At 48.1% G+C, this 23,748-nt stretch carries 21 protein-coding genes and 1 pseudogene; 8 read left to right on the top strand and 14 right to left on the bottom strand.

The annotated features are described in order from the left end of the window. The first annotated feature begins 468 nt into the window (after positions 1-468). Both BQ5453_RS13400 and BQ5453_RS13395 read left to right on the top strand, forming a co-directional pair. A complete protein-coding gene (locus BQ5453_RS13400; RefSeq protein ID WP_071123562.1) occupies positions 469-1,698 on the top strand; it encodes an S-adenosylmethionine:tRNA ribosyltransferase-isomerase in 1,230 nt (409 codons plus the stop codon). Positions 1,699-1,839: 141 nt separating this feature from the next. Further along, complete coding sequence (locus tag BQ5453_RS13395; RefSeq protein WP_071123561.1) at positions 1,840-2,349, top strand: NUDIX hydrolase; 510 nt, start codon at positions 1,840-1,842, stop codon at positions 2,347-2,349. 108 nt (positions 2,350-2,457) lie between these two features. Here BQ5453_RS13395 and BQ5453_RS13390 read toward each other — a convergent pair whose 3' ends face one another. Continuing rightward, on the bottom strand, positions 2,458-3,582 hold the full coding sequence (locus BQ5453_RS13390) for a 5-methyltetrahydropteroyltriglutamate--homocysteine S-methyltransferase (RefSeq protein ID WP_071123560.1): 1,125 nt from the start codon (positions 3,580-3,582) through the stop codon (positions 2,458-2,460). 149 nt (positions 3,583-3,731) lie between these two features. Between BQ5453_RS13390 and BQ5453_RS13385 the strand changes: the two genes are divergently transcribed. Further along, positions 3,732-4,199, top strand: coding sequence for an Lrp/AsnC family transcriptional regulator (locus tag BQ5453_RS13385; RefSeq protein ID WP_071123559.1), 468 nt, complete (start codon positions 3,732-3,734; stop codon positions 4,197-4,199). A 138-nt stretch (positions 4,200-4,337) separates the two neighbouring features. Here BQ5453_RS13385 and BQ5453_RS14640 read toward each other — a convergent pair whose 3' ends face one another. The 8 genes and pseudogenes from BQ5453_RS14640 to rlmH form a co-directional block, all read right to left on the bottom strand. Continuing rightward, positions 4,338-4,865 carry an O-acetyl-ADP-ribose deacetylase gene (locus BQ5453_RS14640; protein WP_071123682.1) on the bottom strand — a complete coding sequence of 176 codons (528 nt, stop codon included), beginning with the start codon at positions 4,863-4,865 and terminating at the stop codon, positions 4,338-4,340. A gap of 1,413 nt (positions 4,866-6,278) precedes the next feature. Continuing rightward, a pseudogene (locus tag BQ5453_RS14635) lies at positions 6,279-6,626 on the bottom strand (WG repeat-containing protein); the annotation flags it as partial. A gap of 12 nt (positions 6,627-6,638) precedes the next feature. Beyond that, positions 6,639-7,322 (bottom strand): SIMPL domain-containing protein, encoded by a 684-nt coding sequence (locus BQ5453_RS13375; RefSeq protein WP_071123558.1) that lies wholly within the window; start codon positions 7,320-7,322, stop codon positions 6,639-6,641. Between the two features lie 42 nt (positions 7,323-7,364). Continuing rightward, entirely contained in the window at positions 7,365-8,315 is a 951-nt protein-coding gene (locus tag BQ5453_RS13370; RefSeq protein WP_071123557.1) for a tetratricopeptide repeat protein, read from the bottom strand. Between the two features lie 399 nt (positions 8,316-8,714). Beyond that, entirely contained in the window at positions 8,715-9,572 is an 858-nt protein-coding gene (locus tag BQ5453_RS13365) for an enoyl-ACP reductase FabI (protein WP_022103174.1), read from the bottom strand. A 228-nt stretch (positions 9,573-9,800) separates the two neighbouring features. Continuing rightward, positions 9,801-11,015, bottom strand: coding sequence for a glycoside hydrolase family 27 protein (locus BQ5453_RS13360; RefSeq protein ID WP_071123556.1), 1,215 nt, complete (start codon positions 11,013-11,015; stop codon positions 9,801-9,803). 39 nt (positions 11,016-11,054) lie between these two features. Further along, a complete protein-coding gene (locus BQ5453_RS13355; RefSeq protein WP_071123555.1) occupies positions 11,055-12,104 on the bottom strand; it encodes an endonuclease/exonuclease/phosphatase family protein in 1,050 nt (349 codons plus the stop codon). After that, the gene (gene rlmH, locus BQ5453_RS13350) at positions 12,097-12,570 is read right to left on the bottom strand and encodes a 23S rRNA (pseudouridine(1915)-N(3))-methyltransferase RlmH (RefSeq protein ID WP_022103177.1); all 474 of its coding nucleotides are present in this window, start codon (positions 12,568-12,570) and stop codon (positions 12,097-12,099) included. The genes BQ5453_RS13355 and rlmH overlap by 8 nt, the downstream gene beginning before the upstream one ends. Positions 12,571-12,768: 198 nt before the next feature. Here rlmH and BQ5453_RS13345 point away from each other — a divergent pair, with 198 nt between their 5' ends. The 4 genes from BQ5453_RS13345 (at position 12,769) to BQ5453_RS13330 (ending at position 16,332) form a co-directional block, all read left to right on the top strand. Next, entirely contained in the window at positions 12,769-13,284 is a 516-nt protein-coding gene (locus tag BQ5453_RS13345; RefSeq protein ID WP_022103178.1) for a DUF5063 domain-containing protein, read from the top strand. Between the two features lie 2 nt (positions 13,285-13,286). Next, positions 13,287-13,958 (top strand): 3'-5' exonuclease, encoded by a 672-nt coding sequence (locus tag BQ5453_RS13340; RefSeq protein WP_022103179.1) that lies wholly within the window; start codon positions 13,287-13,289, stop codon positions 13,956-13,958. 52 nt (positions 13,959-14,010) lie between these two features. After that, entirely contained in the window at positions 14,011-15,189 is a 1,179-nt protein-coding gene (locus BQ5453_RS13335) for a class I SAM-dependent rRNA methyltransferase (RefSeq protein WP_202614976.1), read from the top strand. Positions 15,190-15,366: 177 nt separating this feature from the next. Further along, positions 15,367-16,332 carry an alpha/beta hydrolase gene (locus BQ5453_RS13330; RefSeq protein WP_071123679.1) on the top strand — a complete coding sequence of 322 codons (966 nt, stop codon included), beginning with the start codon at positions 15,367-15,369 and terminating at the stop codon, positions 16,330-16,332. Between the two features lie 158 nt (positions 16,333-16,490). On the opposite strand, the gene BQ5453_RS13325 is transcribed toward BQ5453_RS13330, so the two are convergent. The 3 genes from BQ5453_RS13325 to BQ5453_RS13315 all read right to left on the bottom strand — a co-directional run bounded on the left by BQ5453_RS13325 (position 16,491) and on the right by BQ5453_RS13315 (position 21,287). Continuing rightward, positions 16,491-17,921 carry a glycoside hydrolase family 57 protein gene (locus BQ5453_RS13325; RefSeq protein ID WP_071123678.1) on the bottom strand — a complete coding sequence of 477 codons (1,431 nt, stop codon included), beginning with the start codon at positions 17,919-17,921 and terminating at the stop codon, positions 16,491-16,493. A 58-nt stretch (positions 17,922-17,979) separates the two neighbouring features. Beyond that, a complete protein-coding gene (locus BQ5453_RS13320) occupies positions 17,980-19,254 on the bottom strand; it encodes a glycosyltransferase family 4 protein (RefSeq protein WP_071123553.1) in 1,275 nt (424 codons plus the stop codon). Positions 19,255-19,328: 74 nt separating this feature from the next. Further along, positions 19,329-21,287: a glycogen debranching enzyme N-terminal domain-containing protein gene (locus BQ5453_RS13315; RefSeq protein ID WP_022103184.1), complete on the bottom strand. Its 1,959-nt coding sequence runs from the start codon at positions 21,285-21,287 to the stop codon at positions 19,329-19,331. Between the two features lie 316 nt (positions 21,288-21,603). Between BQ5453_RS13315 and BQ5453_RS13310 the strand changes: the two genes are divergently transcribed. Continuing rightward, complete coding sequence (locus BQ5453_RS13310; RefSeq protein WP_022103185.1) at positions 21,604-22,308, top strand: Crp/Fnr family transcriptional regulator; 705 nt, start codon at positions 21,604-21,606, stop codon at positions 22,306-22,308. 181 nt (positions 22,309-22,489) lie between these two features. Here the strand turns inward: BQ5453_RS13310 and BQ5453_RS13305 are convergent, their stop codons facing one another. Together BQ5453_RS13305 and BQ5453_RS13300 are read right to left on the bottom strand one after the other, a co-directional pair. Then, on the bottom strand, positions 22,490-22,837 hold the full coding sequence (locus tag BQ5453_RS13305; protein ID WP_071123552.1) for a hypothetical protein: 348 nt from the start codon (positions 22,835-22,837) through the stop codon (positions 22,490-22,492). Beyond that, positions 22,827-23,027, bottom strand: a complete 201-nt coding sequence (locus BQ5453_RS13300; protein WP_235860100.1) for a prevent-host-death family protein — start codon at positions 23,025-23,027, stop codon at positions 22,827-22,829. The genes BQ5453_RS13305 and BQ5453_RS13300 overlap by 11 nt, the downstream gene beginning before the upstream one ends. Positions 23,028-23,748: the final 721 nt, after the last annotated feature.

Raw genomic sequence — 23,748 nt, 5'->3', positions numbered from 1 at the left:
TCAATCGCAAAATCTAACAAGCAGGTGTGCGCGGCAATGAGGCGTGATATTCGGTTGTGAGGCAAGCACCGTGTGGCGTGGCGTGCGGTAAACAGGTGGCGGCAGACAGTAAAATCTGTCACGTGCGGGCGGATTTTCTTTTGCTCCGATAGCATTTCCTGCCGCCCGTGACAGAAAAGCCCGTGGGGTATGACCGTATTTTTGTGTTGTGATAACGGTGTAGTGCAGACACTGGTGTAGACAAAGTGTATATGTGTCTACACTACTTTTAGCGATGAAAATCAGTAACTTACGAGCGAAAGTGTAGAGTGCAGGCAAAATTGCAAAATTTGATTATAAGGTATGTGGCTGATGGGGTGACGGGGACTTTTTTGACAATGTCAGGCTGCACTTTAGTAAAATATCCAAGTCTGCTTGATATTTTGCGCTCGGTTTGCACTAACTTTGCAGCATAAAACAATATTGAACATGCAAGACCCAAAACACATACACATAGCAGATTATAACTATGACCTGCCAGATGAGCGCATTGCAAAGTACCCGAAAGCCGTGCGCGACGAATCGAAATTGCTGCTCTATCGTGGCGGCCAAATCAGCGAGGACGTATTCTACAATTTGCCCAACTACTTGCCTAAGGGCGAGTTGCTGGTGTTTAATAATACAAAGGTAATTCAAGCACGTTTGCACTTCCATAAGTCGACGGGTGCGTTGATAGAGGTGTTTTGCCTCGAGCCGCACACGCCGCACGATTATCAGGTGAACTTTGCCACCACTCGCCGTGTGGCTTGGACGTGCTTGATAGGCAATTTGAAAAAATGGAAGGAAGGAAAGCTTGAACGCACTATAAATGTTGGTGGCAAAGAGGTGTTGCTGACAGCCGAAAGAGTAGGGGTGAGCGGCACCGGCTACGAGGTGGTGTTTGACTGGGGAGACGACACCGTTGCCTTCTCTGAGGTGCTGGAGGCTATTGGCGAACTGCCCATACCGCCATATCTTAACCGCGAGACAGAGGCAAGCGATTTGAAAACCTATCAGACGGTGTACAGCAAGGTAAAAGGTTCGGTGGCAGCACCGACAGCCGGTCTGCACTTTACTGAACGTGTGCTTGCCGCACTTGACAATAATGGTATTGAACGCAATGAGATAACCCTGCATGTGGGGGCTGGCACGTTCAAACCTGTAAAGAGTGAGGAAATTGGCGGACACCCCATGCACTCGGAGTGGATTGCTGTAAAACGTGAGAGCATAGAACGCCTTTTGGCACATGGCGGACACTGTGTGGCGGTGGGCACCACATCGGTGCGCACGCTCGAAAGTCTGTACTACATTGGTGTGATGCTGCACCGCAACCCCGATGCGCATCAAGATGACTTGCATGTGCCGCAGTGGATGCCTTATGAGTATGCTGCATCGCCAGAGTTAAAGTTGACAACGGTTGAGGCTTTGCGGGCTATAGTTGACTGGCTCGACCGCAACAAGTTGCCCGTGCTGCACACATCAACACAAATAATTATAGCACCGGGATATGAGTATCACGTAGTGAAGGCTATGGTGACGAACTTTCATCAGCCCAAGTCGACACTGTTGCTGTTGGTTTCGGCCTTGATTGGTGACAACTGGCACCGCGTGTACGATTATGCCTTGTCGCACGATTTCCGTTTCTTGAGTTATGGCGACAGTTCGCTGTTAATTCCGTAATTGTTGGTAAAGGGGGTAACAAGTAGACGGGTTAACGGGTAAGTAAGTTTTACACTACTTAAAGCCATTGTTAAAAGACTTGGCAAACTTACCCGTTACCCCGTCAACCCGTTAACTGATTCTGATTACAACCTATTTGACATGAAGCACGATAATAATAAAGAACTGTTGCCGCTGGTTGACGAAGAAGGGCACGTGGTGGGTTCGGCCACACGTGGCGAGTGTCATGACGGCATGAGCTTGTTGTTGCACCCGGTGGTGCATTTGCATGTGTTTAATGAGCGTGGCGAGGTGTATGTGCAGCACCGGCCAGAATGGAAAACGGTGCAGCCCGGCAAATGGGATACCGCCGTGGGCGGGCATGTTGATTGTGGCGAGACGGTGGAGGCGGCTTTGGCACGCGAAGCACGCGAGGAAATAGGATTGTCGCAATTTACGCCAGAGTTTATGTGCCGGTATGTGCACCAATCTGCTGTGGAGCGCGAGTTGGTTTATGTTTATCGCACAACAACTGATGCGCCTTTGGCTCCGTCTGATGAGTTGGACGGTGGACGTTTCATGACGCCTGACGAGCTTTGGCAGCACATGGGGCATGGCTTTTTTACGCCCAATTTTGAGGCGGAGTGGAAACGTGTGTTTGGTGATGAATAAAGCATTAGAACGTGTGTTTTGATGTTTCGCTGGACAGCATAAAGAACGTGAGACAACGCCTAAGGTGCTGCCTCACGTTTCTTTCTGTTTTGACCAATCGGTTGATTGTTACCCCCAAACTTCGTTGGCAATGCTTTGTACCAGTGCAATTTTAGCCCATTGCTCTTCTTCGGTAAGTTTGTTGCCTATCTCGCATGAGGCAAATCCACATTGCGGGCTGAGGCATAAACGTTCTAAGGGAATATATTTGGCGGCCTGGTGAATGCGGTCGATGATGGTTTGACGGTCTTCGAGTTTGGGGTTTTTGGTAGTAATAAGGCCCAACACAACTTTCTTGCTTGCCGGCACATATTTTAATGGTTCAAAGCCACCTGAGCGTTCATCATCATATTCCAAATAGAACGCATTGACTTTCTCTTGGGCAAAAAGGATTGGCGCAACCCTGTCGTAAGGGCCTTTTGCAGCCCATGTAGAATGGTAATTCCCTCGGCAGACGTGGGTGTTGACAACTAAGTCGGAAGGCAGATTTTCAAGCGACTTGTTGTTGACTTCAAGGTAGATGTGCATCAATTCTTCCACATCATAACCGCACCCGGTCATTGTTTTCCAGAAATCGGTGTCGCATACCATGCCCCAAGTGCAGTCGTCAAATTGTATGTTGCGGCACCCCGCAGCATAAAGTTCCTCGATTACTGTGCGGTAAGCGGCTGCAATGTCGTTGATGAGTACTTCGTGGTCGGGATAAAATCGGAGTGTGTTCTTGGTGTTCTCCTCTCCGCGGAATAATTCGGCGTAGAATTGTGACGGAGAAGGAATTGTTTGGCGAGCGACTACACCATTGCTCTCAAATTGCTTGACGTATTTGAAGTGTTCTACAAACGGGTGATTCTCTCCACTTATCTTTCCTGTAACGATACACGACCCCTTTGTGGTTTCTTCTCCATGAAACTGGTAACCGTGGTCGAGTTCGATGTGTTCCACACCATTCAGTCCCCACATGAAGTCGAGGTGCCAGTAGCTGCGTCTGTATTCTCCGTCAGTGATGACTTTTAATCCCGCTTCTTTTTGTTTGCTGATCAGGGCCGCAATACATTTGTCTTCGATAGTCTTGAGTTCTTCTGAATCGATCTCTCCGTTTTCAAAAGCGGCTCTTGCTACTTTAATCTCTTGTGGACGTAGGAAACTTCCCACGATGTCTGCCCTAAAGGGGGCGTTGCTTGTTTGATATGTCATTGTTCTCAATTTTTTAGTTTGCGGTTGCAAAGTTATAGTTTTCTCTTCTATCAGAAAATAGTGTTGCTTAATACAGGAAAATATACTATATTTGCATATCAAACTGCTTTATTGCAGAATGTAGTCCTTTAGAGTGTTATTATTGCAGAATGGAGAATTTAGACAAGACCGATAAGGCAATCTTGCGCGCTTTGCAGGTCAATGCAAAACTTACGACCAAAGAACTGGCAGACAAGGTGCATTTATCTTCCTCCCCCACATTCGACCGTCAAAAGCGTTTGGAACGTGAGGGGTATATTAAAAAGTATGTGGCTTTAGTGGACTCCCGCAAGGTTGGGAATAACATCGTTATTTGGTGCAATATTCGTTTGAAGCAACATACGCATGACTATATCAAGGAATTTATGGATGCTGTGCAGAATATTGAGGAAATAACGGATTGCTACAATACAAGTGGCGATTTTGATTTTCTTATAAAGGTGCATACGCGCGACATGGAGGCATATCAAGACTTTATGTTGAACACTTTGGGCAAGATGCATTGCCTGGGAAGTTTGAATAGTGTGTTTGTTATCGGAAACGTGAAATCCACAACGGAAGTTCCTATAAAGGAATGACCTTGACTCACAAACAACAATATACGATACGACAGCCGCCTTACGCACAGACTCTTTGCCGTGTGCGCAAGGCGGTTTTTGGGTGCTTTGGGGAGGTGGCGGAATATGCTGTTGAACCGTTGCTGATCAATAATGAATTCAAAACTGATTGTCGGCAAGCAGAGCCTTGTAGATGTCGGCGTCTTCGGTACAGAAACAGCATATTGTGACATCGCCCTCGAACTTGTTTTGGGTGATGTATTCTTTAATCACGTTGATAGCAATTTGCGCAGCCCTTTGTTTGGGGAAATGGTAAACGCCCGTGCTGATGCAAGGGAAGGCGATGCTTTTTAGCCCATGCTGTGCCGCAATGTCGAGAGAGGTGCGGTAGCAGGAGGCAAGCAGCTCGTCCTCGCCCTGATTGCCACCATGCCATACCGGACCAACGGTGTGTATGATTTTTTTGCACGGCAGGTTGTAGCCTTCCGTTATTTTGCTCTGCCCTGTGAGGCAACCGCCCAAGGTGCGGCATTCAGCTAAAAGCTCCTTGCCGGCAGCGCGGTGTATGGCACCATCGACGCCGCCGCCTCCAAGCAATGAGGTGTTGGCGGCATTGACAATGGCATCAATGCGCAGACGTGTGATGTCGCCAATTACGATATTAAGGCTGTGGGTTGTGTACTTCATAAAACGGTATTCTAACCAATCGTTGTCGCGATTGTTGGACATGATGTTGTAAAATTCTTCGAAGGTGTATTGGTAGTCAAGTCCTTTGTAGTCGGCTTGAATGGGGGGCGAATCGTAGTCGCGCTCCGTACAGACGGGCTTCATTTTATTGTCGAGCCCGATGGGGTGGTACATGGCTGTGCTCCATTCTTCACTCAATGAGTAGCCGTGAACTTTTTTGGACATTTTGTTGCAGAAATCGCAGCGTGCAAAATCTTTCAACTTGAAATCAGAGAACTTGCCGTCGAAGTTGAAATATCGGAACTTAATGCCATGTTTGATGCCAAGAGTATATGCAGCATAGGGTATGTTGAGCAGCAAAATCTGTGTTTTGCCCGCGTAGTTATATACATCTGACACCACAAAACAATCGTTGCGGTGAATGATATGCTCCTTGAATGGGAAGGGATTGATAACCTTGTGGCAGAATTTGAGATATTGGTCGATAGAGAACAGGCTGGGGGCGGCAATCATGAAACGCACTTTGGTGGTGGGGCGCAGCAGTTTGGTGGTAGCCTCCATAAATTCGCCAGCTCTGATGAGACGCCCTAATTTGTAGTATTTCTTTATGTTGAATGAGGCGTCGGTGTCGCGGTAATATATTTGTAGTCCCGCCGCATTCTGCCAGAGATATTGGCGCAGAGCAAATCCAAAATAGTCTTTGTCGAAAAAGTCGAAATGGTGCTTGACAATGCTTTGGGGCGTGTAGGTGTTGGAAACGAACGTTTCGGGAATGTCGTTGTTTATTTCTGATTGTGGTATGAAAGGCAGACGTGCCCAGTCGCGTTTAGCACTTTGTTTGTCGTACACCTTGCGGCTGCCATCGGGGTAGAGCAGATAGCTGGCTTTGTCGTCCTCGGCATACCAGCAATCTTTCTTTTTGTAGTCATTCCAATGCAGTTTGTGGTATTTCATGGGGAATAGCCATGTGCCATCAAATCTGATGATGCCATAGGTGTAGAGAGGCTGTCTGGTGAGCGGCTCGATGATGGTGGTTCCATGGGAGTCAACGCACTTTATGCAGCAAACAGCGGTGCCATTCTCAAAATGCAGCGGCGAATCAAACCATTTGTTGATAATGGGTTTGCCATCGTAGGTGGCAGCATTGTATTGGTAATTGAGTCCATCGCGTTTAGACACAGAGTACAGTCCATCACGCAGCACGGGGTCCATGGAGTGATAGGTGTAACTGTTGACTTGTTCCATTTGTCTGTTGACGAAGACCCATTCATTGCTCCAGGTATAGGCCGGGGCAATGTCGTTGTGAAACACCTTGACAGCCTTGTATTTGCGTTTGGGCTCGTGGTAGGTTTGGTCTTCGAATGCTGAGAACGAGCCATCATCTTTGAGCCAACCGCGTGTGCCGTCGGCTTTGATGGCATAGTAGCCGTTTTTGCGATGGGTATTGATTTGTTTGAAGTCGAATGGGGTAACAGCATCGCCTTGTTCGTTGACCAGCCCCCACTTGTCGCCTTTGCTGGCACGGGCGGTGCCGTTGTAGAACACACCAAGATGCGTTAGCCCCTTGCTGTGGCTGATGGCTACATCGCCTTGCAAATTGATGGTGCCATACACACCGCCTTTTATCAACCTGATGTATCCATCGTCATCGTAGTCGAGAATTTTGTCGTATGTGCATGGCACCACAATATTGCCCGCATGGTTGCTTAGGCCATACAAACCATTGTCGTTTGAAATGATTTCGAAGTCAGATTTGTTCATGGCACGTGGCTGTTAGTCTTTGCTTGGGGCATCAGCCAAATACCACACCACTTCGACATCGTCGGAAAGTGTCAAATCGTCGGGCTTGATGTCAAGCGACGTGGGGCTGCAACTCATGGCCTCGTCGGCGTCGTGAATGTCGCGGACGTGTACTTCACGCAGTTCATGCAGCTCACTAAAAGAACTGTTGATTTTCTTGACAGGGCCTAAGGCGCAACCACAAGCTTGGGCCATGATGGTGGCTTTGTCCATGGCGTCTTTGACGGCACGTTCGAGCAAAATGAGTTGCGAGGCTCGGGGGTTCTTGACCGTGTAACCGATCTTGATTTCAGCCTGTTTGATTTTTTTGCCAATGAGTTTTATCACATTGTTGAGTAGCACTGTGTCCATGCCCAAATCAATCTTTATTTTGTGATTGAGTTCAAAGCCAAGGAATATTTTCCCCTTGTAGTGGTCATTCTTGTCGTATTCAGAACGCGTCTTCTTTTCGATGTCAAGATTCATTGTCTTTGGAATGTCTGTGCTGAGTTCGACGGTCTTCATGATGTTTTGCAGTCTGTCAACATCGGCTTTGGCTTGTGCGTAGGCCGCATCGTAGGTGTCGTGCAAGCTGACGAGCGACAATTCTATTCGTGTGATATCAGGTACTACATGAATGGTTCCGTATCCGGTGACGGTAATTAGTCTTTCGTCCATGGCAGAATGGGTTTTATGTGGTGAAATATATGGGTGATGGTGTTAGAAGCCGTAGGGATTCATGCGCTTGTAGCGGTCGTTCATTTCGTTTTCGATGTTGGTGTATTCGCCATCAAGGCTTTTGCCCTTGTCGGGGTCAAGTTCGAGAGAGCGCTTGAGGTCCTCGGCAGCACCTGCTACGTCCTTCAAATGATTTTTGACGGCACCACGTGCTTTGTAGGCTGCGGCAAAGTCGGGGCGTTGCTCAATGGCCTCGTTGTAGAGTGCGAGAGCCTTGTCCCATTGTGCCGTTTGCTGGTAGATGCTGCCTAACTTCAGAATGGCATCGTCGCAGAATGGGTTGAGAACCTGCACTTGCTTGAGGTCGGCAATGGCCTCGTCGGTTTTGCTCAATGCAGCGTAAGCCTCGGCGCGCAACAACAGGTAGTCGGTGTTTTCGGCGTCGGCTTTGACCAAACTTTCGGCATCGGTCAGCACCTCGTTCCATTGCGACATGCCTTTGAGCACGTTGGCTCGCAAAAAAAGTGCTTGTTCGTAGTCGCTGCGCAAGGTGAGGCATTGTGTGAGGTGGGCAATGGCCATAAAGTCATCGTGCAGCCCGTGGTCGGCCTCGGCCATCAGGTAAAGGGCGCGTGGCTCATCGGCATGTTGCTGGGTGATACGCTGACAGGTTTCGCGCTCGTTGGCATATTGGCCAAGTTTGCCTTGTGTTTGAGCCAGTAGCAGGTCAACTTCGAGTGTATCCTCGTCAGAGGTTGAAATCTCCTGCAACAAGGGCAGTGCTTGTTCATAATTCTGCATGCGCAGATACACTTCGGCCAGGAAACTGACAGTGCGCAATTCGCGCTTGATGTCGAGTGCGGCTTTCAAACATTTTTCGGCGTATGCGGCTTCGCCCATTTGCATGGCGCGTACACCGTCGTCGCGCAATGTTTCGTATTGGCTTTCGGGGGTTGGCTTGCTGTTGCCAAATATTGATGATAATATGCCCATATTGAAAAGTAAGTGTTTACCCGTTGGTGGAATTGTTGGTTGGCGGGTTGACAAGTAAGTAAGTTGTTATACAACTACTTAAGGTCAGAGTGGCAAGAAGCTTAAAAAAAAACTTGGCAAACTTACCTGTTTCCCCGTTAACTTGTCAACTTGTTTACTTATTCAGCCAACGCGTAAGTGTTTCTAATTATTTTAATATAGTCAGCAAGCGGGCTTTGTGGCATTGACAATGTGCTGTTGGGGCACCGGCACTTCAATGTGAATTAGGTGCCGATAGCCAGCTTGCAGTTGCTTGTTCTATGCAAACTTACAAAAAAACTGCAACATCTCGGTGCACGTGGCGCAGAAGTGTTGCAGTAGTTATGTGTAAGTATGTATAAGAATGTGTCGTGCAGGGGATTATCCGTAGATAACCTTGCCGTGTTCGTCTTCGTAGGGCTTCATGTCCTTTGCATATTGGTTCATGGCGCGAAGGCTCATGCCCATTGATGAGAAGCCACCATCGTGGAAGAGGTTCTGCATGGTTACTTTGCGGGTAAAGTCGGAGAACATCATCACGCAGTAGTCGGCGCAGTCCTCGGCACTGGCATTGCCCAGAGGCGACATTTTGTCGGCAAAGTCCATCATGTTGTCAATCTCCTTGATGCCCTTGCCAGCGGTTGTGGCGGTGGGGCTTTGTGAGATGGTGTTGATACGCACGTGCTTTTCGCGGCCATAGATGTAGCCAAATGAGCGTGCAATGCTTTCGAGCATGCTCTTGGCATCGGCCATGTCGCTGTAGCCGTAGAATGTGCGCTGCGAGGCTACGTAGGTGAGGGCAATCACTGAGCCATACTCGGCAATGGCGTCAAGTTTTTTGGCGCTCTGAAGCATCTTGTGGAATGAGATGGCAGAGATGTCGAGTGTCTTTTGCAGATAACCATAGTCGAGGTCGTCGTATGTGCGGTGCTTGCGCACGTTGGGGCTCATGCCGATAGAGTGGAGCACAAAGTCGATTTTACCGCCAAGAACCTCCATGCTCTTTTGAAACACGTTGGTAAGGTCGTCAACATTTGTAGCATCGGCGGGAATGATGGTGGCACCAATTTCCTCGGCCAGTTTATCGAGCGTGCCCATGCGCAGTGCCATGGGGGTGTTGCTAAGCGTGATTTGTGCGCCTTCTTCGGCAGCCTTCTTGGCCACCTTCCAGGCGATAGAGTCTTCGTTGAGCGCGCCGAAGATGATGCCGCGCTTGCCTTTCAGTAAGTTGTGAGTCATAATACGTTAAGTAGCTTTGTGAAGATAGCTGCTTGTTAACACATGGTAGCGTATCTTTCAAATTTCGTGCGCAAAATTACTGCTTTTGTGCAAAATGAGCAAATAAAGCCTTGCTTTTCTGTTACGGGTGGTTCTAATAATTCTGAAATAGGGATTTGTGCGCTATCGGAAGTGCAAATCACATTTCAGAATGCCAGAACTCTAAAAACAGAATTTTTAGAACCACCCTTACTCTATTACCAAAACGATGGTTTCGTGTGGCTTGACACGGCCCTTCCATCGTTTGGCGTTACTTGCTATTTGCTTGTGCTGCCACACATCGCGCACCTGGTGTTTGCCTTCGATGCCCAAGGCTGCGAAGTCGGCTGTGAGGGTGAGTGGTTTGTCTGCTGTGTTGAGCAGGGCTATGGCATGGCGTCCGCCAGTGAGCTTGCGCACATAGATTTGATAGTCGTTGTTGAACACTTTGCGCTGAGCCGCCAGGCCGAGGCTGTCTTGATTGATAGCAATGATTTCGGGATTGAGCAAAATGCGGCGGTCGGCAGGCGTGAGCTTGCGCAGGTCGTTGGTCATGGCCAAAGGCGATGACATCATGCACCACATGCTCATTTGTGTTTGATATTCGGTATCGCTGCAACCTGTGCCACCTAAGTCGCTCGATGGGCCGCCCTTGCCTCGTAGTCCGACCACGAGCATGTCCATGTCGGGCCACTGTGTGTGGTTGACGTAGGACGCCAACGGGGCTGTGACGTTGATGATGTCGAGTATGCCCATTCCGCCCTGTTTGACCACATCTTTCCACATGTCGCGCACATCGTAGCTTGTGCGCCATAGCTGTCCGCCTACTTGTGCGCACCACTCTTCGGCTTGTCGCTGTCCCCACTCGCACACACCGAGTGCGATGTCGCGTCCCGACTTTTGCAGTGCGGTGGCCATGGCGTGGTAGCGTTGGCGTGCGGTGGCGCTGTCTTCGGGGGCATTGCAGTAGTCGTATTTGAGGTAGTCGATGCCCCATGAGGCAAATGTGCGTGCATCTTGTTCTTCAAAACCCAGACTGGCTGTGGCGCCAGCGCAGGTGAGTTGTGCGGCATCAGAGTAAATGCCAAGTTTCAAACCTTTGCTGTGCACGTAGTCGGCAAGGGCCTTGATGCCTGAAGGAAACTTTTGTGGGTCGGGAATGATGTTGTTGTGTATGTCGCGTCCGCCTTGCCAAAGATCATCGATAAAGATGTATTTGTAACCGGCAGCGGCTAAGCCTTCGCTCACCATGGCGTCGGCTGTCTCGCGAATGAGTTGTTCGTTGATGTCGCCTTTGAACAAGTTCCATGTCATCCAGCCCATTGGTGGGGTGGGGCATAGTTGGCTGCGGCTTGTGGCACTCTGTGCATTGGCGCTGAGGCCAGCGGCCGAAAGTAATAATGAGAGTAAAACTTTGTGTGTCATGAATGTTGGGATATGGTGTGTAACTTGAACACTATTTTATTAGTAATATAAATCGAGTAGTACGGGCAGGTGGTCGCTAAATCCGCCCTGATGAAAGTTGCCGAGATAGGTGCGGAAGGGGTGCGTGCCGTTTCCTTTCTTGTCGGGTTTGAGCAGAAAGGGAAAGTCTGCCAACTTGCACGAGCTTTGTTCGATGTGTAGCGCATCGGGACGTGTGGCGTGCAACAGAGGGGCGTTGACTATAAAATGGTCGAGTTGCGACCACTCACCTTGATACTTGTAGGTGCCGGCCACGTCGTTGCGTCCTTTCATGTTATGCGTCAGCAGGTATAATTGGTTAGTGTTTGCAACGTGTGCGGAGGCGGTGTGCGGCAAGCATACATGAAGGCCCTCGTCAAACACTGCACTGGGGTAGCTTGTGTTGAAGTCGCCTGTAATGACTATTTGTGGGTGCTGCCGCATTGCAGCCAAACTGTCAACCAAATGGCGCATGGCTTTGGCCACGCTCAATCGGTAGTGTTGGGCAGGCCTGCCTCCGCGTTGGCTGGGCAGGTGGCAGACTATCACGTCGAGTGTGTCGCCGCTTGTTACTTGTCCGGCCACGTGCAGCACATCGCGTGTTTGACGCGGCTTGTGGCCTGCGGGCGGTGCAATGCGCAGTGTGTCCTTGACAAATGGCCGGAACCGGTAGGGCAGATACATCAAAGCCACGTTTATGCCGCGGGCATCGTTGGCGTGTGTGATAATAAATTCATAGCCAATCTTATGAAGCTTCGTGCGTTTGGTAAGGTCGTACAGCACACTGTCATTCTCAACCTCAGCCAAAGCTACAATGTCTACCGGACTGCTACCACCAGCAGCTGCTATGACGCTGCCAATGCGTACTAACTTGCGCCAGTAATGATGTGCATTCCAATGGTGTTCGCCTTGTGGTGTAAAATCTGTGTCAGACTTGCCCACGGCATGTAGCGTGTCGAACAGATTTTCGACATTGTAGGTCATGATGCGCAACCTGTCGCGTGATTGTGCCTGTATGGAGTTTATGCCGAGGAAAAGTAGCAAGAATATGATGACGGGGACTTTATTCATGGTGGTAGGGTTCACCGCGCAATATGGTCATGGCGCGGTAAATTTGTTCGACAAAGAACAAGCGAACCATTTGGTGTGAGAAGGTCATTTTGGAGAGTGACACCTTTTCGCGTGCCAACTTGTAGATGGTAGGCGAGAAACCATAGGGGCCGCCAACTACAAATACAAGACGGCGGGCAACCTGGCTCTGCTTCTTTTCGATATAAGCAGCAAACTCTACAGATCGGAATTCTTTGCCGCCCTCGTCAAGCAGTACAACGTAGTCGCCTTCGCGTAACTGCTTTTGCAATAAGTCGCCTTCACGCTCCTTTTGCTGTTCGGGCGTGAGTGCTTTGGTGTTTTTGAGTTCGGGAATAACCTCCATGTCAAAGGGTATGTAATGCTTCACGCGGTTGGCGTAGTCATTGATTAGGGCTGTAAGATGCTTGTCTACCGTTTTGCCAATAACAAGGAATAGTACTTTCATAATGTTGCAAAGGTAATGTAAAACGTTTAATATGACAAAGATTAAGCGGTACGTTTTAAGCGGTTTGTCATGCCAATGATCATAAGCTGTTTTTGCGCATCGACGAAAGTGGCGAATAGTGCTGGCCGTGAAAAGTGTGTAAAAACACGCTCAGAAAGCGCACTACAACGTGACTAAATGACTAACTTTGCACCCAATATGAACGAAGATAATTATTTATACTCACAACCTGTGCTCGACTTTGTGACGGTCAGTACAGAATATTGCAAATACCTTGAGCAATGCGAGGGTAAGGAATTGGACGACTTGCTGCGTGTGATGCGTGGCTTGCTGCCGATGATATACTTGAAGGCCACATTGTTAGGTGATGTGCCTGATGCTGCAGGTTGGAATGAAAAGAAACTAACTGAGGCAGATTATGATTTCGTACGCGGCGCAGTGGCGCAGATAATGGGCGAAAAAGATGATTTTCTCGACGTGTTTGTTGAGGATTTCAGATATTCGGAGCACCCCGTGCTGTGTACGGTCAGCGAAAATTTGGCTGATGTGTATCAGCAGCTGCGCGAACTTGTTGAGGCTTTCCGCGAAGGCTATGAGGAGTCCATGCAAGTGGCCTTGTATGATGTGATGGACGAGTTTAAGATGCAATGGGGACAGAAGCTGCTCAATGCATTGCGTGCCATACACGATGTGAGTGTAAACTTGAATAACTAAAGATGTATACAACCAACGTGCGTCAGTTATTTGTTAGAACAGACAAGAAATTTATCCCGTCATTGCCACGCTACGCTTTTGATGGCAAAATATATGTTGTGCAAAGCGAAAATGAGGCAGAACGCGCGGTCGAGGTATTGAAGAAATCGCCGATATTGGGTATAGACACCGAAACACGCCCTACCTTTCGCAAGGGAGAAAGTCATAAGGTAGCCTTGCTACAGGTGGCCAATGAGCAAATGTGCTTTTTGTTCAGAATGAACGAAATAGGCTTTTTGCCATGTATGGCTAACCTCCTGGCAAGTCCCGACGTGCTAAAAGTCGGCCTCTCGCTTAAGGACGACTTTTTAATGCTGCGCCGTCGCAACAGCGATTTCAAACCAGGTGGCTATATTGACCTGCAGGATTATGTCAAGCAAATGGGCATACAGGATATGAGTCTGCAAAAGTTGTATGCCAATGTTTTTCACAAGCGCATATCTAAAAGTGCCCAACTCTCAAATTGGGAGGCAGACGTGTTGACGGAATCGCAAAAGGTATATGCTGCAACAGATGCTTACACTTGCATTCAACTGTACAAGGAATTAAAGCAACTGAAAGCCACAAATGATTATGAACTGGTAGGCCCCGAAGCCTCAAACACTAATAACAGCAATGAAGCAAAAGAAGCATAATAGTATGCCGGTGGCCGATATGCCGGTCATGACCGATGATTATGATGGTTCCATAACGACGTTATTCCTGCGTCGCGGAAAGAGTGAGAGCCTCAAACGTTTTCACCCATGGGTGTTCTCAGGTGCCATAGCAGGTGCCAATGGCAAATTGAACGAGGGTGATGTTGTGCGCATTGTGTCGAACGAAAACGAGTTGATGGGCTATGGCCATTACCAAATAGGTTCGATAGCTGTGCGTATGCTTACCTTCAGGGAAGAAAAGATTGACCACGCATTTTGGGTGACACGCTTGTCAGAGGCCTTACGTTTGCGCAAAGCTTTGCAACTTACGGGGCGTGCCGACAACAACATTTATCGTTTGGTGCATGGCGAAGGCGATCGCTTGCCAGGGCTTGTAATAGATGTATACGGCAAAACGGCAGTGATGCAAGCACACTCAGTGGGTATGCACATGAGCCGTGAGCAAATAGCCGATGCCTTGATCGAAGCCTCGGAAGGCTTGATAGAAAACGTATATTACAAGTCAGAAACCACCTTGCCCTTTAAGGCCGATTTACACCAAGAAAATGGTTTTTTACGCGGACACGATGAGGGAAACGTGGCTGTTGAAAACGGCTTGAAGTTTCACATTGACTGGTTGCGTGGACAGAAAACGGGCTTCTTTGTAGACCAACGCGAAAATCGCTCATTGCTCGAACACTATGCCAAGGGACGCAATGTGCTGAACATGTTCTGCTACACAGGTGGCTTCAGTGTGTATGCCATGCGCGGTGGGGCTAACTTGGTGCACTCGGTTGACTCATCGGCAAAGGCCATAGACCTTACCCGTGCCAATGCCGAGATGAACTTTCCGGGTGATGCACGTCATGAGGCTTTTGCCGAAGACGCCTTCAAATTCTTGGAGCAAGCTGGTAGCAACTACGACCTCATTGTGCTTGACCCCCCTGCCTTTGCCAAGCACAAGGACGCTTTGCCACGTGCGCTGAAGGGGTATACGCGTCTTAATGCCATCGCCTTTCGCAAGATTAAGCCGGGCGGCATTGTGTTTACATTCAGTTGCTCGCAGGCTGTGAACAAGGATCAATTCCGTTTGGCAGTATTTACGGCAGCGGCGCAGAGCGGACGACACGTGCGCATATTGCATCAGCTGCATCAACCGGCAGACCACCCCATCAACATATATCATCCCGAGGGCGAATATTTGAAAGGCTTGGTGCTTGAAGTGGAATAATGAGTTAGTAAAACAGAGTAAGTAGGTAGGAGCTCAGGATTTGTTTTACATTGAAAGAGAATACCTGCTTATAATGGGCTGGCAAGCATAATGACTTGATATTGTATATGCGTGTCAGCCCATTAATGTTTTTTGTAGAATATAGTGGCAGTATCGTTGCCCAAATTCAGTAGTTTTATGAGAAACAGATTACAACACACACATATATTGACGGCCTTACTGGTGCTTGTCATCATTGTGTTAAGTGCCATATTGGGTGGGGCTTGGTATTTGATAGATTATGCTTTGAAGCCAGGCGACCGTTCGCGCAACGAACAGTTGGCTTGGGCTGAAATGGACAGCCTTTATCCAGGCATGGCCGCATGGCGTGACTCCCTGCAAGCGGTCCATGCGTTGCGTGACACTTTTATAATAGCCAAGGACGGGGCGCGTGTGCATGCGTGGTATGTGAGGGCTCCGCGTCAAACGGCAGCCACGGCTTTGCTTGTGCATGGTTACACCGATTGCAGCATACGCATGATGCCATTAGGACGAATGTATAATCGCAATTTGCAGATGAACATCATCGTTCCCGATTTGCGCAATGCGGGGCGTACTGATGGCGACCACTTCCAGATGGGGTGGTTTGACCGCTATGATGTGCGGCAGTGGGCAGAGGCGGCACCGGCGTTGTTCGGCGACTCAGTGCGTTTGGTAGTGCATGGCGTGTCGATGGGAGCAGCCACCACCATGATGCTCTCAGGCGACAGCGATTTGCCGGTTTCCATCAAGGCCTTTGTTGAAGACTGCGGCTACACTTCGGTAGATGAGCAGTTTGGCAAGGAATTAAAGGAACGCTTCGGTTTGCCAGTCTGGCCGTTAATACCTGTAGCTTCGCAGCTGTGCCAATGGCGTTATGGTTGGAATTTTTACGAAGCCTCAGCCCTCAATCAAGTGCGCCATTGCACCAAACCCATGTTGTTTATTCATGGCACGGCCGACAAGTTCGTGCCTACACGCATGGTCTATCCGTTGTACCAGGCTAAGCCAGGTTACAAAGAACTTTGGTTAGCACCCCGTGCGGAACATGCAAGAAGTTACTGGCTTTATCCCGACGAATACACACAGCGCGTACAACAGTTTGTTAAGCGTGCGGGAATATGATGATGATGCCCGTTTGAAGTTGTAGTAATAATGCGCGCGTAACACGTTGTAATATGCTTTCTGCTACAACGCGCTCTAAAGGCAAAGTCCGCTTTATTTCATGTGTTGTGAAATAAAGCGGACTTTGTGTGTATTATGTAATTGTCAATGCTAACGATTTACTTCGTTGTGGCATTCTTCTTAACTGTTGTTTTGCGGGCTGGCGCTTTGCGCTTGGCGGCAGGGGTAGCTTGTGGCTTTGATGCTTCTTCTGCTTCAACAGGCGAAACCTCAGATTTTGGGGCCTCCTCCTTTTCAAAACGTGCGAGCATGTTCTGAAGTTTGGAAATTTCCTTGTCCTTCAAAGCCAACTCATCACCTTGGTTCTTGATGGTAGTAAGCAAAGAGTTTAGTTCCTCGTTATCAATGTCAAGCGGATAGCGTTCGTTTACGCGTGTAATGAAGTCGCCCAAAATATTCATATAATTGGTAAACGCATCGTAGGGCGAATCGTAGATGCCGCGGTAGCCACCATAGCTGTTGGGTTTGGTGCTCATAAAACGCAGATTGTTCGATGCTTGCAGATAGTCAAAGTCCTGCATCAGTCGGCGGTCACGGCAAATGCGTACGCGGTCGGCAATTGAGTAAAGCTTGTTGAATGCTTCGCGTTGCATCACGTTGCCCAACCATGGTGACATGTCGCGTTCTTCGTCAACCCACGAGGTGGGGTAGGTTACGGTCAAGTCTCCGGCCGACTTCACGCGGCCACATATCTCAGACGGCGTGCTGAAGGTAATGCCGCGCTGCTTGAATTGGGCGGGCAGAGCCTTCATAAATTCGAGAATGTTTGATGACAATGGCTGGAAGATGCCGAGTGCGCAGAGCTCCATAAAGATGTTGATAACTTGTTCCTCCTCGGGCAACTGGGCAATCCAGTCAGCGTAAGTATCGGCAAAGAGTGGATATTCACTCCACGACGAGTCGTTGAAGCGGAAAGAAATGTCCTCGGAGAGTGAGTAGTCGCGCAACAGCAATTTAAGGCGTGGGTCGCGGCAGCAGTTATACACAAAGTGCGGGCTTTTCCAACCTAACACATGCTTGGCGCCTTCGGCCAACATGCCCTTGAAACCCATTGAAGCCACAAGTTCGCCAATGTCGTCAGAATAAATAAGACATGAGTTGCGGAAAATCTTGGGCTCTTGTCCGAAGAGCGATTTTACCTTCTTGCAAAGGCGCTGCACCTCGTCGCGGAAAGTATCTTCGTTGATAAGTGAAGAGAAACCGTGTGAGTAAGGTTCGGCCAAAAACTCTACACACCCAGTGTCGTTGAGCTTTTGTAGCAATTCAATACATTGTGGGGCGTGATTTTCAAGCTGTTCGATGGCGCAGCCCGACAGCGAAATGGCACATTTGAACTCACCTGGGTTAGCTTCAGCCATTTCGATGAGCGTTTGAAGGGCAGGTACGTATGAGCGTTCTGCAGTTTCTGAAATAGAACGCGCATTCTCGTAGTCATCATAATAGTAATGATCCGTGCCGATATCGAAAAAGCGGTAGCGCTTCAGGTGGATATTCTGGTGTATTTCAAAATATAGACAAACTGTTTTCATGATGTCGGTATGTTGATGGTGTGTGCTGCCCATGTTTGCAGGCAGTGACACTTAGTTATCATTTTATAAGGTTGCAGTAAACATCGTAGATGCGTTTTCCAACTTTCTCCCAAGTGATTTGGTCAACCTCCTTTTTGCCTTCCACTTTAAGGTATTCGTGCAGCGACTCATTGGTACATATAGAGTACATGGCATCGGCCATGGCATTGATGTCCCAATAATCGGTTTTGATGCACTTGTCAAGGATTTCGGCGCAACCACTTTGCTTCGAAATAATAGACGGAACGCCACATTGCATAGCCTCAAGCGGAGATATGCCAAAAGGCTCACTCACCGAAGGCATTACATACACATCGGAGTCGGCAAAGGCCTCGTACACTTGTTTGCCACGCATAAATCCCGGAAAGTGAAATCTGTCGGCAATGCCGCGGGCTGCTACCATGTTAATCATGTCGTTCATCATGTCGCCCGAACCGGCCATGCAAAACCTGATGTTATGTGTGCGCTGCAGCACAAGCGATGCCGCCTCAACAAAGTATTCAGGTCCCTTTTGCATAGTGATGCGCCCCAGGAAGGTTACCACCTTCTCTTTGCGGTGCTCGTGTGCCTTGCGTTTCTCCTCCACCATGTTCAGAATGTCGCTCGAGAGCGGATATACGGCATTGTGCATGGTCACCACCTTGGCAGGGTCCTGATGGTAGTGGTTGATAACGGTTTGCCGTGTAAGTTCAGACACACACATGATGCAGTCGGCGTGGTCCATGCCGTCTTTCTCAATTCCATACACAGTGGGGTTAACGTGTCCGCGTGAGCGGTCAAAGTCGGTAGCGTGCACATGAATGACCAAAGGTTTGCCACTCACATTCTTTGCATGAATGCCGGCAGGGTAGGTGAGCCAGTCGTGTGCGTGAATGATGTCGTACTCTTGCTGGCGTGCAATGACACCAGCCACAATAGAGTAGTTGTTGATTTCGTCCTGCAGGTTATCGGGATAGCGTCCAGAAAACTCAATGCAGCCCAAGTCATCGGTCAAGCGGTAATTAAAGTCGGCATAAATATTGTCGCGCAGTTGATAGTAAAGCTCAGGCGACATACGGTCACCCAAACGCTGCTTTACGTAGTCGTAGTCCACGTCGCGCCATACGACAGGCGTTTCGCTCATGCCGATGATGTTCATAAAGCTCTTGTCCTCGTCGCCCCAGGGTTTAGGCAGACAAAAAGTGATATGAACGTCCGGCTGCAGCGACAGCCCTTTAGTGATGCCGTAGCTGGCTGTACCCAACCCACCAAGAATATGCGGGGGAAATTCCCAGCCAAACATAAGAACTTTCATAACGTTTCGTTTTGTGGAAGGTGACAAGCTGTGAACTCCGTTACAGGTAAGGTTCATTGGCTTGAGCATTCACCTTATTCCATGGCATTATTATATTTTTCAAGTAATCGCAGTGCGCGCAATATGCCGCTCACATTCATGGCAAAGGAAATAGCCCCACGTCCGTGGAAGGGTGGATTGCCGTCAAAGAGTTCGGGGATTGTGCCAATGCAATGATAGAAGAGTTCCTCCTCAAATCCAATCAGTTTGCGTTCAATATAGTTGACACCGCTCATGCGGTAAACGCGCAGATACGCTTCGAGGTAGAAACCAGTGAGCCAAGGCCATGCTGTGCCTTGGTGATAGGCCAGGTCGCGTTGCGTTTGCGGTCCAACGTACATGGGGTTGTAGCCGCCGCTCTGTGGTGAGAGTGAACGAATGCCCTTGGGGGTGACAAGCTCCTTGGTACAGATGTCGAGCACCGACTTGCGCTCTTTCATGTCGAGTGGCGAATAGTCAAAGGCAATGGCAAAGAGCTGGTTGGGGCGTACGCTCCAATCCATCATCTGTCCGTCAACATAGTCAAGCAGGTAGCCGTATTCGTTAAGGAACACCTCTTTGAATGAGCGTGCCACTTTCTCGGCCAATTTGCCCACTTCGTCTTTCAGTCCGGCATACTCTTCCTGTCCGTTCTCCTCAATCAGTTGCTCAAAGAACTTGAGCGCATTGTACCAAAGTGCGTTAAACTCTACTATATAGCCTGAGCGTGGCACGATGGGGCGTCCGTCAGACTGAGAGTTCATCCACGTAATGGCACGGTCGCGTCCATTAGCATAGAGCAGTCCGTTATCATGAACAAAGAGGTTGGGGTGCTGCCCATTGCTAATAAAGTCCATGATGTGTTTGAACAACTTGCCGTACTTTTCGTAGCAATCCTTGCGCGATGTATATTTGCTATATTGCTGTATGGTCCACGTAGCCCAGAGCAAGGTGTCAGGTTGCTCCATTTCGTAGATGCCAATCGACATGGGCTCTTTGTTGATAAAGTTGTAGATGGCTTTCGAGGCCGTTTCCATATAAGCTTCGAAACGGTCCTTTTCGCCAATGGCCAAAGTCAGGCCCGGCATAGATATAAATGTGTCGCGGGCACGTGGCTTGAACCAGGGGTAACCAGCCAGAATGTACGACTCATCGTCTTTATTGACACGGAATTGGTGTGCGGCATTAACAAGGCAGTGGTAAAAGCTGTCGCGGTGGTCGATATTGTCCACCTCGTTTTGGCGGAGAACATCAATCTGTTCTGGCTCAATGGGTGCAACGCCAGCGCTGAATGTAATGCTCTCGCCTTTCTTGATAGGCATTTCAAAATATCCTGGCACGAACAAATCTTCCGAGGCATTATAGCCGCGTTCGCGCTCTTTGGGGTAATCAAGTCCCCTGTACCAGTCGGGGCAATATTTCCATTCGGCTTTGGTACTTGTTTGCATGTACAAGTCGGGATAACCCTGATACAGACACATGCGAATGCCATTTTCCACTTCGTCGTAACTCCGGTTGGCCACATTGTTCTCATGTGTCCATTGTCTTACGCTGCGGAAAGCCAAGAACGGGCGCAAGCGCAAAGTCGTTTCGGAGTGGGCGTCAAGCAATGTGTAGCGTACGTAAATTCGGTAAATAGATGTGTCAAACACAATTTGTTTCTTAAGTAGTACGCCTCCCACACGATAAGTCCATGTGGGCACTTGCTCCCATTCAAAACTGACAATGTATTTGTGTCCCTTGGGGCTGTAGTTCTCACCTTGGTATTTGTGCAGGCCAAGGTTAAATTCAGCACCATGCTGAATAATGGTTTCATCAAGTGATGAAAGCAGCACATGGTTTTCGTCGTCAAGCTCGGGAACGGGCATGACGAGCAGACCATGATATTTTCGAATGTTGCAACCGACCAAAGTCGTAGAGCAGTAAGCCCCCGACCGGTTTGTGATGAGCATCTCCTTGTAGAGCGACTCCTGTAAGTTGGTCATTTGCGCCTTGTCAAATCTAAGATAGCACATGGCGATATATGATTTTAAGGTTCGTAATCAGTACGGATTTTCTTTTGGTTCTCAAAAGTAGGAAAAAAAAAGTACAGCCAAAAGGTTTTTGCACGAAAAATGCTTTTCTTCGCGTTTTTGTAACTCCGTTATACAAAATGGTATGAAAAGTTTGGCTAATTTTAATGTTATCACTACTTTTGCCATGTATAGGGGCTTTTAAGAAAGGCTCTTGGTGGCAGTCTGTTAAAATGATGCAACAGGCACAATGCCGCACAATATAAATACACGAAACTGACACTTATATTCTAATAAAAAGCACAAGTGCTTTGGACACATGACAAGGTTAGACAATTTTGACAAGCAGCGGGCTGCGCGCTCGCTGAAAGGTTTGTGGGAACTGTTGGACGCTGATGAACGGCAGTTCTTGATAAACAATTTGAGAGTTGAGCGTTTCAAGAAAAACGAAATTATATATAAGGAGGGTGATCAGCCAACCAATTTGCTTTGCTTGCTTTCGGGCAAAGTAAAAATATATCGTGAGGGCTTGGGGGGTCGGATTCTGATAAACCGTGTGTTGCGTGCCGTACAATATTTTGGCTATCGGGCCTCAATGGCAGGAGAGGCATACATCACCTCCGCTGCCGCATTCGAGGAGAGTGTAATTGTCATCGTGCCAATGCTTGCCTTGTATCATCTGATGGATAGCAACACACGCCTGTGTCACTTTTTTATGCACGCTCTGGCGGCAGACCTTGGCAAGGCCGACCAACGCGTTGTAAGCATCACTCAAAAGCACGTGAGAGGGCGTTTGGCTGAAACTTTGCTCGATTTGCTTGATGTTTATGGTTATGGCAATGATGGCGAAACACTCGACTTGCACATCACGCGTGAGGATATGGCCAATCTTTCAAACATGACCACAAGCAATGCCATACGCACCTTGTCGGCCTTTGCCGATGAAGGGCTTGTCGAGGTGCACGGCCGCTTTATTAAATTGATTGATGTGGAGGCATTGCAGAGCATATCAAATAATGGGTAAGATGATATATAAGTAGGTACGGTGTATAGTTTGATGGTTACTACATTGTTTTTGGTATCAAAAACAATGTAGTAACCATCAAAATCATTGATAATCATTTGTTAAGTAAAATATAATCTTGTGCGAATCTACATATGATTCTTTGATAGCCCCAAAGTCATATAATTAATGTCTAATTTGCTTATTCAGTTTTATATCCTTCGTCACGAATCAGTTCTTTTACAGTATTGACATCTACTGTAGAGAAATCGCTCTTGTCATAAATGAGTACAAGTACGACCATTCCGTTTTGTTGTTCCGCAAGAACGTTGAATGTGATTACCCTTGCACCGCCAGATTTGCCTTTCCCTTTTGATCTGATAGCCAATCGGATTTTGCGAATGCCTGGTGTTAGTTCATCACCTTGCAAAGGGTTCTCTTGAAGACTATTTTTGAACTCCTCATAATCTTTCTTGAAACTCGGATACTTTTTCGCAAGACGCTTGGCTTCCTTTGCAAAGTTACTGGTAACCTTAATACTATAACTCATCGAACAAGCTATCTGCTGATTGAAGAACTCGTTTGCCCGCAATAGCCTCCTTTACTTCTTGCAGTGCACCTTTCAATTCCATCATCAATTCACGAGGAGTCTTTATTGTATCTCCGTCTTCATCTTCAGGAAAGATGCGGAAACTACCTGCACGTGATTTTAGGACGACGTGCTCACCTGCTTTTGCCAAATTCAGATATTTAGTCTGATTGGTTCTAAAGTCTCTTGTGCTAACTACAACCATAATTGTTTATCATTTGTTCAATGGCAAAGGTAGGGATTAATTTTATATAGGCAACCATTTTAACTATATTTGGTAACCAAAATACTACATAAACACCTTACTCTTTATCCCTCGGGACAAGTAGCTTAAGAGGTCATCTTCGTTGATGTCCTCGTAACAAAAATCAAACTGCTTAGTTGCAATGGGATTATTGGCTAGGGTGTTCGTTTTGATAAACTACAAAAGTTCGCATTCTATATGGCCGGAACCCTTTCGTGTGGGGGCTTCGGATTTTTTTATCTCTAAAAGTAAAACGATTGCCAAACCAATTTGACTCAGAAATGTGGCCTTGGTCGTTTCGTTATTTTTGCTCAAGCTCTTTTTATCGCCTCAAAAAAATGAATGATGACTATCTGACAATACTTTTTTTAATTTTGTCTGCACTCTGCACTATTGTATGCTTATGACTTGATAATCAACGAATAAAAGCGTGTAGACAAGTCTGAAATTTGTATGCACTGCCGTCTGCACTCGTTGCAGGTGGCAGTGTACTTTCACTGCATGGGGGAGAGGGCCTGTCGGACACGGGAGGGCGGATTTTTGGTTGCTCCGATTATTCTTACGCCCTCCCTATGCCGTTAAACCTTGCCCGCACAGTGTGTGTGCCTACTGCGTTATGAGGTTGTGC

Origin of the sequence: Prevotellamassilia timonensis, from assembly GCF_900106785.1 — a bacterium.
Lineage (GTDB): Bacteria > Bacteroidota > Bacteroidia > Bacteroidales > Bacteroidaceae > Alloprevotella > Alloprevotella timonensis.
The sequence above is the reverse complement of the archived record's forward strand: the minus strand, read 5'-3'. Positions and strand labels throughout refer to the sequence as shown.

What these genes read in the sequence shown, in the direction of transcription:
- BQ5453_RS13325 (WP_071123678.1), bottom strand. Translation starts at nt 17,921, where the DNA reads ATGAAAACAGTTTGTCTATATTTTGAAATACACCAGAATATCCACCTG.
- BQ5453_RS13375 (WP_071123558.1), bottom strand. Translation starts at nt 7,322, where the DNA reads ATGGACGAAAGACTAATTACCGTCACCGGATACGGAACCATTCATGTA.
- BQ5453_RS13385 (WP_071123559.1), top strand. Translation starts at nt 3,732, where the DNA reads ATGGAGAATTTAGACAAGACCGATAAGGCAATCTTGCGCGCTTTGCAG.
- BQ5453_RS13365 (WP_022103174.1), bottom strand. Translation starts at nt 9,572, where the DNA reads ATGACTCACAACTTACTGAAAGGCAAGCGCGGCATCATCTTCGGCGCG.
- BQ5453_RS13320 (WP_071123553.1), bottom strand. Translation starts at nt 19,254, where the DNA reads ATGAAAGTTCTTATGTTTGGCTGGGAATTTCCCCCGCATATTCTTGGT.
- BQ5453_RS13400 (WP_071123562.1), top strand. Translation starts at nt 469, where the DNA reads ATGCAAGACCCAAAACACATACACATAGCAGATTATAACTATGACCTG.
- BQ5453_RS13315 (WP_022103184.1), bottom strand. Translation starts at nt 21,287, where the DNA reads ATGTGCTATCTTAGATTTGACAAGGCGCAAATGACCAACTTACAGGAG.
- BQ5453_RS14640 (WP_071123682.1), bottom strand. Translation starts at nt 4,865, where the DNA reads ATGAAGTACACAACCCACAGCCTTAATATCGTAATTGGCGACATCACA.
- BQ5453_RS13370 (WP_071123557.1), bottom strand. Translation starts at nt 8,315, where the DNA reads ATGGGCATATTATCATCAATATTTGGCAACAGCAAGCCAACCCCCGAA.
- BQ5453_RS13340 (WP_022103179.1), top strand. Translation starts at nt 13,287, where the DNA reads ATGTATACAACCAACGTGCGTCAGTTATTTGTTAGAACAGACAAGAAA.
- BQ5453_RS13360 (WP_071123556.1), bottom strand. Translation starts at nt 11,015, where the DNA reads ATGACACACAAAGTTTTACTCTCATTATTACTTTCGGCCGCTGGCCTC.
- BQ5453_RS13330 (WP_071123679.1), top strand. Translation starts at nt 15,367, where the DNA reads ATGAGAAACAGATTACAACACACACATATATTGACGGCCTTACTGGTG.
- BQ5453_RS13395 (WP_071123561.1), top strand. Translation starts at nt 1,840, where the DNA reads ATGAAGCACGATAATAATAAAGAACTGTTGCCGCTGGTTGACGAAGAA.
- BQ5453_RS13390 (WP_071123560.1), bottom strand. Translation starts at nt 3,582, where the DNA reads ATGACATATCAAACAAGCAACGCCCCCTTTAGGGCAGACATCGTGGGA.
- rlmH (WP_022103177.1), bottom strand. Translation starts at nt 12,570, where the DNA reads ATGAAAGTACTATTCCTTGTTATTGGCAAAACGGTAGACAAGCATCTT.
- BQ5453_RS13305 (WP_071123552.1), bottom strand. Translation starts at nt 22,837, where the DNA reads ATGAGTTATAGTATTAAGGTTACCAGTAACTTTGCAAAGGAAGCCAAG.
- BQ5453_RS13345 (WP_022103178.1), top strand. Translation starts at nt 12,769, where the DNA reads ATGAACGAAGATAATTATTTATACTCACAACCTGTGCTCGACTTTGTG.
- BQ5453_RS13355 (WP_071123555.1), bottom strand. Translation starts at nt 12,104, where the DNA reads ATGAATAAAGTCCCCGTCATCATATTCTTGCTACTTTTCCTCGGCATA.
- BQ5453_RS13310 (WP_022103185.1), top strand. Translation starts at nt 21,604, where the DNA reads ATGACAAGGTTAGACAATTTTGACAAGCAGCGGGCTGCGCGCTCGCTG.